At 60.1% G+C, this 15,485-nt stretch carries 13 protein-coding genes; 12 read left to right on the forward strand and 1 reads right to left on the reverse strand.

All coding sequences use genetic code 11. The features are described 5' to 3' along the window. Window positions 1–9: 9 nt before the first annotated feature. The 3 genes from AACY18_RS12985 to AACY18_RS12995 are packed head-to-tail and all read left to right on the forward strand — an operon-like array spanning window position 10 to window position 3,677. Window positions 10–1,023: an iron ABC transporter substrate-binding protein gene (locus AACY18_RS12985; RefSeq protein ID WP_339465070.1), complete on the forward strand. Its 1,014-nt coding sequence runs from the start codon at window positions 10–12 to the stop codon at window positions 1,021–1,023. Between the two features lie 3 nt (window positions 1,024–1,026). Continuing rightward, a complete protein-coding gene (locus tag AACY18_RS12990) occupies window positions 1,027–2,622 on the forward strand; it encodes an ABC transporter permease (RefSeq protein WP_445261954.1) in 1,596 nt (531 codons plus the stop codon). After that, window positions 2,619–3,677: an ABC transporter ATP-binding protein gene (locus AACY18_RS12995; RefSeq protein ID WP_339465073.1), complete on the forward strand. Its 1,059-nt coding sequence runs from the start codon at window positions 2,619–2,621 to the stop codon at window positions 3,675–3,677. The genes AACY18_RS12990 and AACY18_RS12995 overlap by 4 nt, the downstream gene beginning before the upstream one ends. On the opposite strand, the gene AACY18_RS13000 is transcribed toward AACY18_RS12995, so the two are convergent. Then, window positions 3,678–4,568: a site-specific integrase gene (locus AACY18_RS13000; RefSeq protein ID WP_339465112.1), complete on the reverse strand. Its 891-nt coding sequence runs from the start codon at window positions 4,566–4,568 to the stop codon at window positions 3,678–3,680. It abuts the gene before it with no gap. Between the two features lie 429 nt (window positions 4,569–4,997). Here AACY18_RS13000 and arnB point away from each other — a divergent pair, with 429 nt between their 5' ends. From arnB to AACY18_RS13045, 9 genes are read left to right on the forward strand one after another with little or no spacing between them, the layout of a single operon-like run. Then, window positions 4,998–6,146, forward strand: a complete 1,149-nt coding sequence (gene arnB, locus AACY18_RS13005; RefSeq protein WP_339465074.1) for a UDP-4-amino-4-deoxy-L-arabinose aminotransferase — start codon at window positions 4,998–5,000, stop codon at window positions 6,144–6,146. Beyond that, window positions 6,143–7,165, forward strand: coding sequence for an undecaprenyl-phosphate 4-deoxy-4-formamido-L-arabinose transferase (gene arnC / locus AACY18_RS13010; protein ID WP_221731704.1), 1,023 nt, complete (start codon window positions 6,143–6,145; stop codon window positions 7,163–7,165). The genes arnB and arnC overlap by 4 nt, the downstream gene beginning before the upstream one ends. Beyond that, window positions 7,162–9,168 carry a bifunctional UDP-4-amino-4-deoxy-L-arabinose formyltransferase/UDP-glucuronic acid oxidase ArnA gene (gene arnA / locus AACY18_RS13015; RefSeq protein ID WP_339465076.1) on the forward strand — a complete coding sequence of 669 codons (2,007 nt, stop codon included), beginning with the start codon at window positions 7,162–7,164 and terminating at the stop codon, window positions 9,166–9,168. The genes arnC and arnA overlap by 4 nt, the downstream gene beginning before the upstream one ends. Continuing rightward, the gene (arnD, locus tag AACY18_RS13020) at window positions 9,168–10,052 is read left to right on the forward strand and encodes a 4-deoxy-4-formamido-L-arabinose-phosphoundecaprenol deformylase (RefSeq protein WP_339465077.1); all 885 of its coding nucleotides are present in this window, start codon (window positions 9,168–9,170) and stop codon (window positions 10,050–10,052) included. The genes arnA and arnD overlap by 1 nt, the downstream gene beginning before the upstream one ends. Next, window positions 10,049–11,701, forward strand: coding sequence for a lipid IV(A) 4-amino-4-deoxy-L-arabinosyltransferase (arnT, locus tag AACY18_RS13025; RefSeq protein WP_339465078.1), 1,653 nt, complete (start codon window positions 10,049–10,051; stop codon window positions 11,699–11,701). The genes arnD and arnT overlap by 4 nt, the downstream gene beginning before the upstream one ends. Then, window positions 11,698–12,042, forward strand: coding sequence for a 4-amino-4-deoxy-L-arabinose-phosphoundecaprenol flippase subunit ArnE (arnE, locus tag AACY18_RS13030; RefSeq protein WP_221731700.1), 345 nt, complete (start codon window positions 11,698–11,700; stop codon window positions 12,040–12,042). The genes arnT and arnE overlap by 4 nt, the downstream gene beginning before the upstream one ends. Continuing rightward, a complete protein-coding gene (arnF, locus tag AACY18_RS13035) occupies window positions 12,039–12,443 on the forward strand; it encodes a 4-amino-4-deoxy-L-arabinose-phosphoundecaprenol flippase subunit ArnF (protein WP_339465080.1) in 405 nt (134 codons plus the stop codon). The genes arnE and arnF overlap by 4 nt, the downstream gene beginning before the upstream one ends. Further along, the gene (locus tag AACY18_RS13040) at window positions 12,440–13,819 is read left to right on the forward strand and encodes a UDP-glucose dehydrogenase family protein (RefSeq protein ID WP_339465081.1); all 1,380 of its coding nucleotides are present in this window, start codon (window positions 12,440–12,442) and stop codon (window positions 13,817–13,819) included. The genes arnF and AACY18_RS13040 overlap by 4 nt, the downstream gene beginning before the upstream one ends. Continuing rightward, window positions 13,816–15,414, forward strand: a complete 1,599-nt coding sequence (locus AACY18_RS13045) for an ArnT family glycosyltransferase (RefSeq protein ID WP_339465082.1) — start codon at window positions 13,816–13,818, stop codon at window positions 15,412–15,414. Before AACY18_RS13040 ends, AACY18_RS13045 begins: the two co-directional genes overlap by 4 nt. Window positions 15,415–15,485: the final 71 nt, after the last annotated feature.

Below are 15,485 nucleotides of genomic sequence, written 5' to 3' on the forward strand. Positions count from 1 at the left end.
GTTCTCGTCATGAATCCACAGTTTCCGTCCTTTCTGAAACGCGCGTTGCTCGCCACCGCCCTGCTCGGTGCGGGCCAGACGTTCGCCGCTGATAGCGTTGGCCTGCTGGTCTACAACGCACAGCACGAAAGCCTGACCAAGGCCTGGGTCGCCGGGTTCACTCAAGAGACCGGTATTCCCGTGACGATTCGTAATGGCGATGACACCGAGATGGGCAATCAGCTCGTACAGGAAGGCTCGGCCTCACCGGCAGACGTGTTCCTCACCGAGAACTCACCGGCGATGGTGCTGGTCGACAACGCCAAGCTGTTCGCCCCCGTAGCGCCGAAAACGCTGGAACAAGTGGATTCGGCGTACCGCCCGGCCCATGGGCGTTGGGTCGGTATCGCAGCGCGTTCGACGGTGTTCGTCTACAACCCGGCCAAACTGGCGCAAAAAGACTTGCCCAAATCCCTGCTCGATCTGGCAGAACCCGGCTGGAAAGATCGCTGGGCCGCCTCCCCTGCCGGTGCCGACTTCCAGGCGATCGTCGCCGCCGTGCTTGAGCAGAAAGGCGAAGCCGCCACGCTCGATTGGCTCAAAGGCATGAAAGCCAATGTCTCCGTGTATCGTGGGAACAGCGCCGTGCTCAAAGCGGTGAACGCCGGGCAGATCGACAGCGGCGTGATCTATCACTATTACAGCTTCGTCGATCAGTCCAAAACCGGCGAAAACAGCAAGAACACCCGACTGCATTACTTCAAACATCAGGATCCGGGTGCATTCGTGAGCATTTCCGGCGCAGGCGTGCTGGCCTCCAGCAAACACCAGGAGGAGGCCCAGCAGTTCCTCAACTACATCACGGGCAAACAAGGTCAGGAAATTCTGCATAGCGGCAATTCGTTTGAATACGCCGTAGGCAAAGGCGCACCGTCCAATGCCAAGCTGACGCCGCTGAAAGATCTGGATGCGCCCAAAGTCGATGCGTCGAAACTCGACAGCCAAAAAGCCGTCGAGCTGATGACCCAGGCAGGACTGCTGTAAGTGCTGCCGCAAACCTTACCTGCACAAGTTGCCGCGACCACGGGTGCCCACCGCCCGCGCAGAGCCCGCGCCGTGACGGGGCGTCGGGGCTCGTGGGTGGTCGCCCTGGCGATCGGGGTTTCATTGTTGTCGCTGCTACCGATTGCGTTTGTGGTCGGTGTGTCGTGGGCCACGGGTTGGGCGACCATCGAAGCGTTGGTGTTTCGCCCTCGGGTAGCCGAGTTGTTGATCAACACGGTGCTGCTGGTGTTGATCACTCTGCCGCTGTGCATCGTGATCGGCACCGCGCTCGCGTGGCTGACTGAGCGCACTGACCTGCCCGGTCGGCGCTTTTGGTCCTTATTGGCCGTCGCGCCGCTGGCGGTGCCGGCGTTCGTTCACAGTTATGCGTGGGTCAGTCTGATTCCATCGATTCACGGACTGCCGGCCGGTGTGCTGGTCTCGGTGATCGCCTATTTCCCGTTTCTTTATCTGCCGATTGCGGCAACGTTGCGTCGACTGGATCCGGCCATTGAAGACGTCGCCGAATCCCTGGGTCTCAAACCGTGGGCGGTGTTTTTCAGGGTGGTATTGCCGCAGTTGCGCCTGGCGATTGGCGGCGGTGCCTTGCTGGTCGGCCTGCATTTGCTCGCCGAATACGGCCTCTACGCGATGATCCGTTTCGACACCTTCACCACGGCTATTTTCGATCAGTTCAAATCGACCTTTAACGGCCCGGCGGCAAACATGCTGGCCGGGGTTCTGGCGTTGTGTTGTCTGGCGATGCTGACGGTCGAATCTGCCGCCCGTGGTCAGGCGCGTTATGCCCGCGTGGGTTCAGGCAGTGCGCGTGAACAACGCACGGTGCTTTTGGGCCGCGGCACCGTTGCACTCGGGCTGACCCTGCAAACCGTGATCGCTCTGCTCGCCCTCGGGGTGCCTTTACTGACGTTGGGGCGTTGGCTCGTCACTGGCGGCGTTGAGGTCTGGCAAGGCGATGAGTTGTTGCCCGCTTTACTGCAAACCCTGTCATTGGGCGTGGCCGGTGCACTGTTGACCAGCCTGGCGGCAATTCCGATTGCCTGGCTGTCGATCCGCGCACCGGGCAGGTTGCAGCGCCTGCTTGAAGGCTGCAATTACATCACCAGTTCATTGCCAGGAATCGTTGTGGCGCTGGCGTTGGTGACGATCACTATCCATTTCGCCCGGCCGATCTACCAGACCACCATCACTGTGCTGCTGGCCTATCTGCTGATGTTCCTGCCACGGGCGCTGGTCAGCCTGCGTGCCGGTTTCGCCCAAGCGCCGGTGGAGTTGGAAAACATCGCGCAAAGCCTCGGCCGCTCGCCGTTACGCGCCGTGTGGCTGATCACCTTGCGCCTGGCCGCACCGGGCGCAGCGGCAGGTGCCGCGTTGGTGTTTCTGGCGATCACCAATGAACTGACGGCGACCCTGCTGCTCGCTCCCAACGGCACGCGGACATTGGCCACGGGCTTCTGGGCCATGACCAGCGAAATCGACTACGCCGCTGCGGCGCCTTATGCACTGTTGATGGTGCTGCTATCGCTACCGCTGACGGCCATTCTCTATCACCAATCCAGGCGCACCGCTGGCCGATGAACGCACTCGAACTGATTACCCTGAGCAAATCCTTTGGCGCACAGAAAGCGCTGGATAACATCTGTCTGTCCGTCCCCACCGGCAGCCGCACGGTCATCGTCGGCCCTTCCGGCTCCGGCAAAACCACGTTGCTGCGAATGATCGCCGGATTCGAATTTCCTGATGCCGGCAGCCTGTTGCTTAACGGTCAGGTGCTGGTAGACAGCACTCATGCGGTGCCGGCGTATCAACGCCAGATCGGCTATGTGCCGCAGGACGGGGCACTGTTTCCGCACATGACCGTCGCCGCCAACATCGGCTTTGGGCTGACGCTGACGGGTGAGGCTCGAAATGAACGCATCGCACAGCTGATGGACAGCGTATCGCTGGAGGCCAACATGGCGGGTCGATGGCCCCACGAATTGTCCGGCGGCCAGCAACAAAGGGTTTCACTCGCCCGGGCACTGGCCCAGCAGCCCCGACTGATGCTTCTCGATGAGCCGTTTTCTGCCCTCGACACCGGCCTGCGCAGCGCCATGCGCAAAATGGTCGCGCGGCTGCTCGAAGACGCTGGCGTCACCACGATCCTGGTCACCCATGACCAGGGTGAGGCGCTGTCGTTTGCCGATCAATTGGCGGTCATGCGTGCCGGGCGTCTGGTGCAATCCGGGCATCCCATGGATCTCTACCGATACCCGGACGATGAGCAGACCGCGCATTTTCTCGGTGAAGCCGTCGTGATGCCGGCGCGGATCGAATTCGGCTGGGCCCATTGCGAGCTGGGCGCGGTGCCGGTCAACAGCGACGGTTTCATCGGCCATGCACAAATCATGTTGCGCCCTGAGCAATTGCAGTTGTCCGACGCCATGACCAGCACCAAAGGCTGTCATGCGGTGGTCACTGAGCGGGAGTTCGCGGGTAACACCTGCACATTGACGGTCGAACTACGCGCAGAAACCAGCCATGGCCCTGGCCGTTCACTGTTGGTGCGCAGCTCCGGCATGCACGCGCCGCCGGCCGGTAGCGAGGTTCATCTGTCGGTACTCGGCGCGGCCCATGTGTTGGCGATGGCCTGATCACAGATCGAAGCGATCCACCGCACGCCGCCGCTCGTTGTCATCACGCACGTCGTAGTTGGCGGTCGTCTGGATATTGCTGTGGTGCGCCAGTTTCTGTGCAATCGACAGATCATGTTCTTCGATGACGCGGGTGATGAATGAGCGCCGGAAGTCGTGGGGCATGATTTTTACCCCGACCTGCGTGCCACGCTGACGGGCGATGTAATAGATCGCGTGTTTGGTGATGCGCTCGCGGGTGATATGGCTGCCACGGCGGATGCGGTTGAACAGAAACGCATCGTCGCTCTCGCCTTCCTTGAGTTGCGTACGGCGCAATTCCAGCCATGCATTGAGCTTGGCAAACGCCCAAGCGGGGGCGTACTTGATCAGTTGCTTGTTGCCCTTGCCCACCACGGTCAGGCTGCGCTCGCTGAAGTCGACCTGGTTCAGATCCAGGTCCACCGACTCTGACTTGCGCATGCCGGTGCCGTACAGCAACGCAATCACCGCCGCGTCGCGCAGCCCTTGCGGACGAGGGTCGGCGGCGCAGACTTCCATCAACTCATGGATCAGCGTGCGCTTTAGATTTCGGCCCTGAGACAGTCGCGTGCCGGCAATACCTTTTACCGAACGCATCTTTAACAGGTGATCCTGACTAATCAGGCTCATGCGCCAGGCTTCGTTCATGACGCCGCGCACGGCATTTACATAAAGCGAAGACGTATTCGGCGCATAGTTGTCTTCGCGCAATGCTGCGACTAACGCAACAACATCTTCCGGTTGTAAAGCGTGCCAGGGAATGTCCTCGACATTCATGTCTTCGAAGCCGAGACGGTCAGCGGCGTCCTGCAGAACATAGCGCATGGTCAGTTGGCTGGAGGGGGCCAAGCGCGCCAGATACAGAGACATCGGGTTGGTTTTTGGCGGTTCTGTCGGTGTAAGGGGTAAGTCAATCAAACGAAATGCCTTGAGTAAAAACTGTTCAACACAACAACTTTAAAATGTAATGTTTTTAATATAAGCCGATTAATTCCGTAAGACTTTTCCTGTAAAAAAATCAATAAAAGGCAGAAGTCTGAACAGTGGCTTAATGAACTTTAGATAAACGAATCGCCGACTACTTTTTCATATTCCTTTCACAAAATCGGGCATAACCTTAAGCCCGATAGAGCCAGCGGCGGCAGTGAACAAACTGCCGGGCGAGGCTCGAAAAGTCAACCAAAGCCCGACGTCAGGTTGTTCTAACAACCTGTTGATGTAGAAAAGAATTCTGCGTCTACGCTGGTACTGGATCCGATGAAAATCGTGAGGCTTTCTTTTTTTCTCATTGAGGTGCCCATGAGTCAGGCGTTTCTCCCCTTCTCCCGCCCGAGTATCGGCGATGAAGAAATTGCAGCCGTCGAGCAAGTATTGCGCTCGGGCTGGATCACCACCGGACCGAAAAACCAGGCACTTGAAGAACAGTTCGCTCAATACGTGGGGTGCCATCATGCCGTGGCACTGTCTTCGGCTACCGGCGGGATGCATATTACGTTGCTGGCGTTGGGCATCGGCCCGGGCGATGAAGTCATTACGCCGTCGCAAACCTGGGTGTCGACCGCCAACATGATCTCGCTGATCGGCGCCAAACCGGTGTTTGTCGACGTCGACCGCGACACCTTGATGACCGACGTTGTGCGCATCGAAGCGGCCATCACCCCACGCACCAAAGCGATTATTCCGGTGCATTACGCCGGTGCCGCGTTCGATCTCGATCCGCTGTACGCCCTGGCCGACAAGCACGGTATCGCAGTGATCGAAGACGCGGCCCATGCCGCCGGCACCCGCTACAAGGGCCGCCACGTTGGCGCGCAAGGCACAGCCATCTTTTCCTTCCATGCGATCAAGAACATGACCTGCGCCGAAGGCGCGATGTTCGTCACCGACGATGAAGCCCTGGCCAGTCGCGTGCGCATGCTCAAATTCCATGGTCTGGGCGTCGATGCCTACGACCGCCTGACCGGTGGGCGCAAGCCACAGGCGCAAGTGATGGAGCCGGGTTTCAAATACAACCTGGCCGACATCAACGCAGCGATTGCATTGGTGCAGTTGCAGCGCCTCGACGCGATCAACGCCCGCCGTACCGAGTTGGCCACTGCCTACCGACAAAAACTCGAAGGCCTGCCGGTGCAGCCACTGGCCGTGCCCGACTACGCGCAACAGCACGCCTGGCACCTGTTCATCCTGCGCATCGACAGCGAGCGTTGCGGCATGGACCGCGAAGCCTTCATGAAAGGTTTGCAGGATCAGGGCATCGGCACCGGTATCCATTTCATCGCCACCCACCTGCACACCTGGTATCGCCAGCGTGACCCCGACCTGTACCTGCCCAACACCGAATGGAACTCGGCGCGGCTGTGCTCGATTCCGCTGTTCCCCGACATGACCGATCAAGACCTTGATCGCGTGGTCGGCGCCATCGCCACCCTAATGGACAAACGCCTGTGAAACCTTACCCAATCCGTTGCGTGTCGATCGTTATCCCGGTCTACAACGAACAGGAGAGCCTGCCGGAACTGCTGCGCCGCACCGAAGCGGCCTGCCGGCTGCTGCGTCACGACTTTGAAATTGTCCTCGTGGACGATGGCAGTCGCGACGACTCCGCCATGCTTCTTGAAGAAGCCGCCACCCGCGAAGACAGCCCGTTTGTGGCGGTCATCCTCAACCGCAACTACGGCCAGCACGCGGCGATCATGGCCGGTTTCGAACAGTGCAAGGGCGACGTGGTCATCACCCTCGATGCCGACCTGCAGAACCCGCCAGAAGAAATCCCGCGACTGGTGGCCGAAGCCGAAAAGGGTTACGACGTGGTCGGCACCGTGCGCGGCAACCGTCAGGACTCGGCCCTACGCCGCTATCCGTCGAAGCTGATCAACCTTGCCGTGCAACGCTCAACCGGCGTCGCCATGAGCGACTACGGCTGCATGCTGCGCGCCTACCGCCGCACGATCATTGACGCGATGCTCGCCTGCCGCGAACGCAGCACGTTCATTCCGATTCTGGCCAACAGCTTCGCCCGCCACACCACGGAAATCGTCGTCGCCCACGCTGAGCGTGAGCATGGCGATTCGAAGTACAGCCCGATGCGCCTGATCAACCTGATGTTCGACTTGATCACCTGCATGACCACCACACCGCTGCGTTTGCTGAGCATTGTCGGCTTCGCGATGGCTGGGCTGGGCGTGCTGTTTGCGGTGGCGTTGATCGTACTGCGGCTGGCCTTCGGCGCCGGTTGGGCCGGTGACGGCACGTTCGTGCTGTTCGCCGTGCTGTTCGTGTTCACCGGCGGCCAGTTCATCGGCATGGGCCTGCTCGGCGAATACCTGGGCCGCATGTACAGCGATGTGCGCGCCCGCCCGCGTTTCTTCATTGAAAAAGTGTTGCGCAGCCACGCCGATAGCCCGGCGCCTGCCGTCACTGTTGATGGTCTCTCTTCTTCCTCTACTACCGGTCAGGTTCACTCATGAGTGCAAAAACTGTTGTCTTCGCTTACCACGATATTGGCTGCGCCGGCATTCAAGCCCTGCTCGACAGCGGCTTTGACATCGCAGCGGTGTTCACTCACGCCGACGACCCGAAAGAAAACGCCTTCTACAGTTCTGTGGCGCAACTGTGCGCCAACAAAGGTATCCCGGTTCACGCGCCGGAAGACGTTAACCACCCACTGTGGATCGAGCGCATTGCCAAACTCGACCCTGAGTACATTTTCTCGTTCTACTACCGCAACCTGCTGAGCGAGCCGCTGCTGGCCCTTGCCAAAAAAGGCGCGTTCAACCTGCACGGTTCGCTGCTGCCGCGCTACCGTGGCCGCGCTCCGGCGAACTGGGTGCTGGTCAACGGCGAAACCGAAACCGGGGTGACCCTGCACCGCATGGTCAAACGTGCCGATGCCGGCGCCATCGTGGCTCAGCAACGCGTCGCCATCGAACGCAGCGACACCGCACTGAGCCTGCACGGCAAACTGCGTACTGCCGCCGCTGATCTGTTGCGCGACACCTTGCCAGCGATGCTTCAAGGCAAGATCAGCGAAACGCCGCAAGACGAATCCAAAGCCACGGTGTTTGGGCGTCGTACGCCGGCGGACGGCAAATTGGTCTGGGCCAATCCGGCCGAGCAACTGTTCAATCTGACTCGCGCCGTGACTCAGCCGTATCCGGGCGCTTTCTGCGCCGTGGGCGAACACAAGCTGATCGTCTGGAGCGCCGAAGTCGTCAAAGGCAACGAAGGCCAGGCCCCGGGCCGGGTGATCAGTGTCGATCCGCTGCGCATTGCCTGCGGTGAAGATTCGCTGGTGATCCTCTCGGGTCAGCGCAACGACAACGGTCTGTTCCTCAGTGGCCCGCAACTGGCCAGCGAACTGGGTCTGGTCGACGGCTCGTTGCTGCGCGGCGCTGAATCCGGTCGTGGGCCACGCCGTACTCGCGTGCTGATCCTGGGCGTCAACGGGTTCATCGGTAATCACCTGTCCGAGCGCCTGCTGCGTGATGATCGCTATGAAGTCTACGGTCTGGACATCGGCTCTGATGCCATCGACCGTCTGCGCAGTCATCCGCACTTCCACTACGTTGAAGGCGACATCAGCATTCACTCCGAATGGATCGAGTACCACATCAAGAAGTGCGACGTGGTGCTGCCACTGGTGGCCATCGCCACGCCGATCGAATACACCCGCAATCCGCTGCGCGTGTTCGAGCTCGACTTCGAAGAAAACCTGAAACTGGTGCGCTACTGCGTCAAGTACAACAAGCGCGTGATCTTCCCGTCGACGTCGGAAGTCTATGGCATGTGCCAAGACAAGAACTTCGACGAAGACACTTCAAACCTGATTGTTGGCCCGATCAACAAGCAGCGCTGGATCTATTCGGTGTCCAAGCAACTGCTGGACCGGGTGATCTGGGCTTATGGCGCCAAGGGGCTGAATTTCACCCTGTTCCGCCCATTCAACTGGATGGGGCCGCGCCTCGATCGTCTGGATTCGGCGCGTATCGGCAGCTCCCGTGCAATCACCCAACTGATCCTCAACCTGGTGGAAGGCACGCCGATTCGTTTGTTCGACGGTGGCGAGCAGAAACGCTGCTTCACCGACATCGCCGACGGCGTCGAAGCGCTGGCGCGGATCATCGATAACGACAACGACGCCTGCAACGGCCAGATCATCAACATCGGCAACCCGGACAACGAAGCGAGCATCCGTCAGTTGGGCGAAGAGCTGCTGCGTCAGTTCGAAGCCCACCCGCTGCGCGACAACTTCCCGCCGTTCGCCGGTTTCCGCGACGTCGAGAGCAAGGCGTTCTACGGTGCCGGTTATCAGGACGTCGAACACCGCAAACCGAGCATTGCCAACGCCAAGCGCCTGTTGAACTGGGAGCCGACCGTTGAGATGCGCGAGACCATTGGCAACACGCTCGACTTCTTCTTGCGCGAGGCCATGCTCGAAATCTCGGAGAGCTGCGATAAAGAGGCACGCTGATGCAGGCAGGTCTTCGTATCGATGTCGACACCTACCGCGGCACCCGTGAAGGTGTGCCGCGACTGTTGGAGATGCTCGACGAGGCGCAGGTCAAGGCAACGTTTTTCTTCAGTGTCGGCCCGGACAACATGGGCCGGCATCTGTGGCGCCTGATCCGCCCGCAGTTCCTCTGGAAAATGCTGCGTTCCAACGCGGCTGGCCTGTACGGCTGGGACATTCTGCTGGCCGGCACGGCCTGGCCCGGCAAACCGATTGGCCGCGATCTCGGGCACCTGATGCGTCAGGCCCGGGACGCCGGTCATGAAGTCGGCCTGCACGCCTGGGATCACCATGGCTGGCAGGCCAATGCCGGGCGCTGGAGCGACAAGCAACTGATCGAGCAGATTCGTCAGGGTGTCGACACCTTGAGCGACATTCTTGGCCAGAAGATTGAATGTTCGGCCGCCGCCGGTTGGCGTGCGGACGAGCGCGTGATCGAGGCCAAGCAAGCTTTCGGTTTTCGCTACAACAGCGATTGCCGTGGGCAGCGGATGTTCCGTGCGCTGTTGGCTGACGGCACACCGGGCACGCCACAGATACCGGTGGACTTGCCGACCTTCGACGAAGTCGTCGGCCCGAGCGTGGCTGCGCAGGACTTCAATGCGTACATCCTCGATCGCTTGCGCCCGGAAAACCTCAACGTCTATACCATTCATGCCGAAGTAGAAGGGATTCTGATGGCTCAGGATTTTCGTCAATTGCTGGCCGAGGCACGCCAGCGAAACATCGAGTTCAACCCTTTGGGCAACTTGTTGCCCGAGTTCCTCAACACCTTGCCCGTAGGCCGCGTAGAGCGCGGCGTCCTCGATGGCCGTGAAGGCTGGTTGGGAGTGCAAGGCGCATGACTCAACGCTGGACATTGCCGCTGCTGTTGCTGGTTTTTTTCCTGCTCGCTTATTTGCTGCCGCTGGGCACTCACGGTTTGTGGATTCCAGACGAAACCCGCTACGCACAGATCAGCCAGGACATGCTCCTGAGCGGTAACTGGGTGTCGCCGCACTTCATGAGCCTGCGCTATTTCGAGAAGCCGATTGCCGGGTACTGGATGATCGCGCTGGGTCAGGAGTTGTTCGGGCAAAACCTGTTCGGCGTGCGCTTTGCCTCGGCATTGAGCACCGGTTTGAGCGTGTTGTTGTGCTTCTTGATCGCTCGACGTTTATGGAATGACCCGCGCAAAAGTTTTGTCTGCGCCCTGCTCTACATGAGTTTCACCATCGTTGCCGGGCAGGCCGGATACGCCAACCTCGATCCGCAATTCACTTTCTGGGTCAACCTGAGCCTGGTGGCGCTGTGGTTTGCTGTCGACAGTCACACCGGCGGCAAGCGCCTGGCCGCCTGGGCGTTGTTGGGACTGGCCTGCGGCATGGGGTTCATGACCAAGGGTTTTCTCGCCTGGCTGCTGCCGGTGCTGATCGCCTTGCCGTGGATGCTCTGGCAAAAACGCTGGCGTGAATTGCTGATGTACGGCCCGATGGCGATTGCCGTCGCGATCATCGTCAGCCTGCCGTGGGTGCTGTCGGTGCATGCGCAAGAGCCGGATTACTGGCGGTTCTTCTTCTGGCACGAACACATCCGCCGCTTCGCCGGTGACGATGCCCAGCACGATGCGCCGTGGTGGTTTTACCTGCCGCTGCTGGTGGCGTTCAGTCTGCCGTGGGTCGGTCTGTTACCGACGGCATTCAAGCAGGCGTGGCAAACCCGCGCTCAGCCCCAAGTCGTGTTCCTGCTGCTGTGGCTGCTGATGCCGCTGCTGTTTTTCAGCTTGAGCAACGGCAAGTTGCCGACTTACATCCTGCCCTGCCTGCTGCCAATGGCGTTGCTGCTCGGTCATGCGCTGGCCGACCGTTTACGTCTGGAGCAAGGCCGGGCGCTGAGCATCAATGGTCTGCTGAACCTATTGTTGGGGCTGGTGACGCTGATCGCAGTGGTCTACCTGCAACTGAAAAAACCGCTGTACGACCACGAATTGCACAGCATGGTGCTGGTGTTCATTGCCCTGACCGGCTGGATCATCGCCAACCTGCTGCAAGCCTTCCTGCCTCTGCAATGCTGGGCGGCGCCGGCATTCGGCAGCCTGTTGCTGATTGGCGTGTTGCCCGCGGCGCTGCCCAAATCGGTGGTCGCCAACAAGATGCCCGATCAGTTCATCTGTCATCACGTCACTGAACTGGCACAAACCACGCACTTGTTGAGCAACGATCTGGGCGCGGCCTCGGCCCTCGCCTGGCGCCTGAAACGCCCGCAGGTTGCGCTGTACAACACGATAGGCGAACTGAAATATGGCCTTGCCTATCCTGACGGCATTCAACAACGGGTCGATTCCGATCAAGTGCAACAGTGGATGCACGAGGCTCGCCGCAGCGGTTCGGTCGGCGTGGTGATGCGCGTCAAGGGGCAGGAAGAACTGGACGAAATCGACAAACTGCCCAAGGACGGCATCCGTTACGAGCAGGGCAATCTGGTGATCATGATCCTTCCCAAGGAGGCGTCATGAGCCTGTTGCTGCTGTTGGTCGCGTGCCTGCTGACCTGCCTGGGTCAGGTGGCGCAAAAATACGCGGTGGAGAGTTGGCGCGGCGTCGATTCCTCCTGGGCTGAAAAACTGCGTTCGCCGTGGTTGTGGCTTGCACTTTTGGCGCTGGGCAGTGGCTTGCTGGTCTGGCTGTTGGTATTGCAGCGTCTGGAAGTCGGCATCGCCTACCCGATGCTCAGCCTCAACTTCGTGCTGATCACGTTGATCGCTCGCTTCGTTTTCCGCGAACACATTGATCGCCGGCATTGGCTGGGGGTAGCGCTGGTGATCGGCGGTGTCGTACTGCTGGGGCAACAATCATGAGCCAACGTCGTGGGATCGCCTTCGCCATGGGCAGCGTGTTGTTGGTCAGCGCGGCGCAACTGGGCATGCGCTGGAGCATGACGCGCCTGCCAGCGCCTGAGCAATGGCTGGCGCTGGACGGCATCGACCTGCACGCATTGGCGGTCGTGTTCACGGCCATTTTCGCCTACGCCCTGTCGATGCTGTGCTGGCTCGCCGCGCTGCGCGATCTGCCATTGGGCCGCGCGTATTCACTGCTGAGCATCAGCTATGCGCTGGTCTACCTGCTGGCGGCCAGTCTGCCGCTGTTCAACGAATCCTTCAGTTTCACTAAATCACTGGGCGTGGCGCTGGTCATGCTCGGGGTCATCACCATTAACACTCGTCCGGCTCGTGCGCCCGAATTCAGGAGTGCTCCATGAAAATCACAGTGTTTGGAAGCGGTTACGTCGGTCTGGTACAAGCGGCTGTGTTGGCCGAGGTCGGGCATGACGTTGTGTGTATGGACGTCGACCAGAAGAAGGTCGATCTGCTCAAGCAAGGCCATGTCAGCATCTTCGAACCGGGGCTGGCCAGCCTGGTGCGCGAAGGTCTGGATTCGAAACGCCTGCAATTCACCACCGATGAACAACTCGCCGTGCAACACGGTCGCGTTGCGTTCATCGCGGTCGGCACGCCGTCCCGTGAGGACGGCTCGGCCGACCTGCGCTACGTGCTGTCAGTCGGTGACGCGATTGCCCGTCATCGTGAGCAACCCCTGATCCTGGTGGAGAAATCCACGGTACCGGTGGGCACTGGCGACAGGCTGCGTGCGCACCTCGAAAAGGCGCTGGTCAAGGCAGGCCGGTTGCTGCAGTTCGATATCGTCTCCAATCCGGAGTTTCTCAAGGAAGGCTCGGCCGTTGCCGACTGCCGCCGTCCGGACCGGATCGTCATCGGCTGTGAAGGTGACGAAGTGCGCGACGTGATGCGCGATCTGTACTCGCCATTCAACCGCAACCATGACCGCATCATGTTCATGGACCTGCGCAGCGCCGAGCTGACCAAGTACGCCGCCAACTGCATGCTGGCGACGAAGATCAGCTTCATCAACCAGATCGCCGAACTCGCCGAGCACCTGGGCGCCGACATCGAGTCGGTGCGTCAGGGCATCGGCGCCGATACGCGTATTGGCTACCACTTCATCTACCCGGGCTGCGGTTATGGCGGTTCGTGCTTCCCCAAGGATATGCGTGCGCTGATCCACAGTGCCGAAGAGGCGCATTGCTCCAGCGACTTGTTGCAAGCGGTCGAGGCGATCAACCAGCGGCAGAAGCACAAGTTGTTCGAGCGCATCAACGCGTTCTACAAAGGTGATCTGCGCGGCAAGACCTTCGCGCTCTGGGGCTTGGCGTTCAAGCCCAATACCGATGACATGCGCGATGCGCCGAGCCGGGTTTTGCTTGAAGAGTTGTGGGCCGCAGGTGCCAGCGTGCGTGCGTTCGACCCCGAAGCCATGCAGGAAACCCAGAACCTGTACCCCAACGAACTGAAACTGATGCTCATGGGTACACCGGAATCGGTATTGCCGGGGGCTGATGCGCTGATCATCTGCACCGAATGGCAGCAATTCAAGGCGCCGGATTTCGACTTGATCAAACAGCGCCTCAATAATCCGGTGATCTTCGACGGACGCAACCTGTACGACGCGGAACGTCTGGCACGTAACGGGTTCCACTACTTCCCGATGGGCCGTGGTGAATCGCGCACATTGCCGATCCCGCTGCAACAGTGGCCTCACACCTCAGACGTCGCTTGAACACGCTGTCGCCTGCCATCCGCCAGCAGTCCCTGATCGCGGGACTGTTGGCATTCTTGTTGTTCGTCGCCGGGGTCTACGGGCAGGCCCCTATCGGTTTTGACTCGCGTTTTGTGCTGTTCGCTCAGGAGATGCTGCGCCACGGGCCGACGGTGTTTCCCACGACGTATGGTCAGCCGTATGCCGATTACTCGGCGCTGTCGACGCTCTTTATCTGGTTTTTGTCGTTGCCGTTCGGTGCGGTCAATGCGTTCACGGCGTGGGCACCGAGTGCTGTCGCCGGCGCGGTGATCGTGACGTTGATGTACCGGCTACTGGCGCCCTATTCGCACCCCTGGGCGCTGATCAGCATTTTGTTGCTGATGCTGACCGGCACTTTTGTCACCGAAGTGCGTGCTGTATCTCAGGACTTGATGCTAGCCGCCGTGGCGTTTGCGGTGTTCTACCTCGGTTACGCCCATGAACATTTCGGCGGCGGACAACGTTGGCCGCTGATTTTCGTGCTGCTGTTGCTCGGTTTCGGCATTCGCGGGCCGATCGGGTTGGTGGTGCCGACCGGCATGTTATGCAGTTATTACCTGCTCAACCGACAGTGGTCGCGGTTGTTCGTGTTTGGTCTGTTGGCCTCAGTGCTGCTGGTGGCGTGTGTGGGCCTGCTGCTGTGGTTTGCCAGACTCAGCGGCGGGCCAGCGTTTATGCAGGATGTGATTCGCATGCAGTTCATGGGGCGCATGGACGGCAGTGAAGGCGTCAGCGGTTCGCTGTATTACTTCACCAGTTCGCTGGGCAACTATGCGCTGGCATATCCCTTGGCCTTACTGGCGTTGGCGGCTGCCTGGCTGAGCAAACCACAGCAGCGCGGGCCGGCCTTGCGGCTGGTGCAGTATTGCGCGGCGGCCGGGCTGATCGTGATCGTCGGCTTGTCGATTCCGCAGGCGAAAAAGGCACGGTATCTGCTGCCGATGTTGCCGATGGCGGCGATCATCGCGGCGTATCCGTTTCAGGTTGCTCAAGGTCGGGGGTTCGCGTGGCTGCGCGGTTTGATACTTGGCCTCTGGCTGGTAACGCCCGGATTGTTGATATTGGCCTTGCTGGTCGCAAAGAAGCGTTTCCCCGAGCAACTGGGCGAAATCACCCTCGTTATGATCGTGTTGGGCGCCCTCCAATTGGCGGCGTTGTGGCGGTTGTTGCGGCCCCGCTGGCGCGCTGAAACATTGGCACTGTGTTCAGTGCTGGCGTTGTGGACGGTGTATGCGTCAGTGTTTGAGCCGGTTGAGCGGCGGCTGTATGACACACAGACCTTCAGTCGTGCCGCGTTTGCCCAGGTTCAGCAAAACCCTGCACCGTTGGTGCTGCACGGGATGGGCAAGGACGCCAAGGCGATCAAGTTCATGGTCAACATCGAACAGGATCTGCAACCGCAGTTCACCGACACCGCACAGGCGCTGGAAGCGCTTAAAGGCCCGGCGTGGCTGATCATGGATCGCAGTGATTTTCTGACATTGAAGGGGTCGTCACTCGATTCGTTACAACCGGTACTCAGCGGCGCGTTTGATAAAAACAACTACGTCCTGTTGTACCTCAAGCCCTTGTAGCCGCTAACCACCCTCCCCGCCATCGGGAGGGTTCAGCTTGACCGGTGGCCTGTGCGCGGCGAGGATGGCCG

It is taken from the genome of Pseudomonas sp. EA_65y_Pfl2_P74 (assembly GCF_963970575.1).
Classification (GTDB): domain Bacteria; phylum Pseudomonadota; class Gammaproteobacteria; order Pseudomonadales; family Pseudomonadaceae; genus Aquipseudomonas; species Aquipseudomonas baetica_A.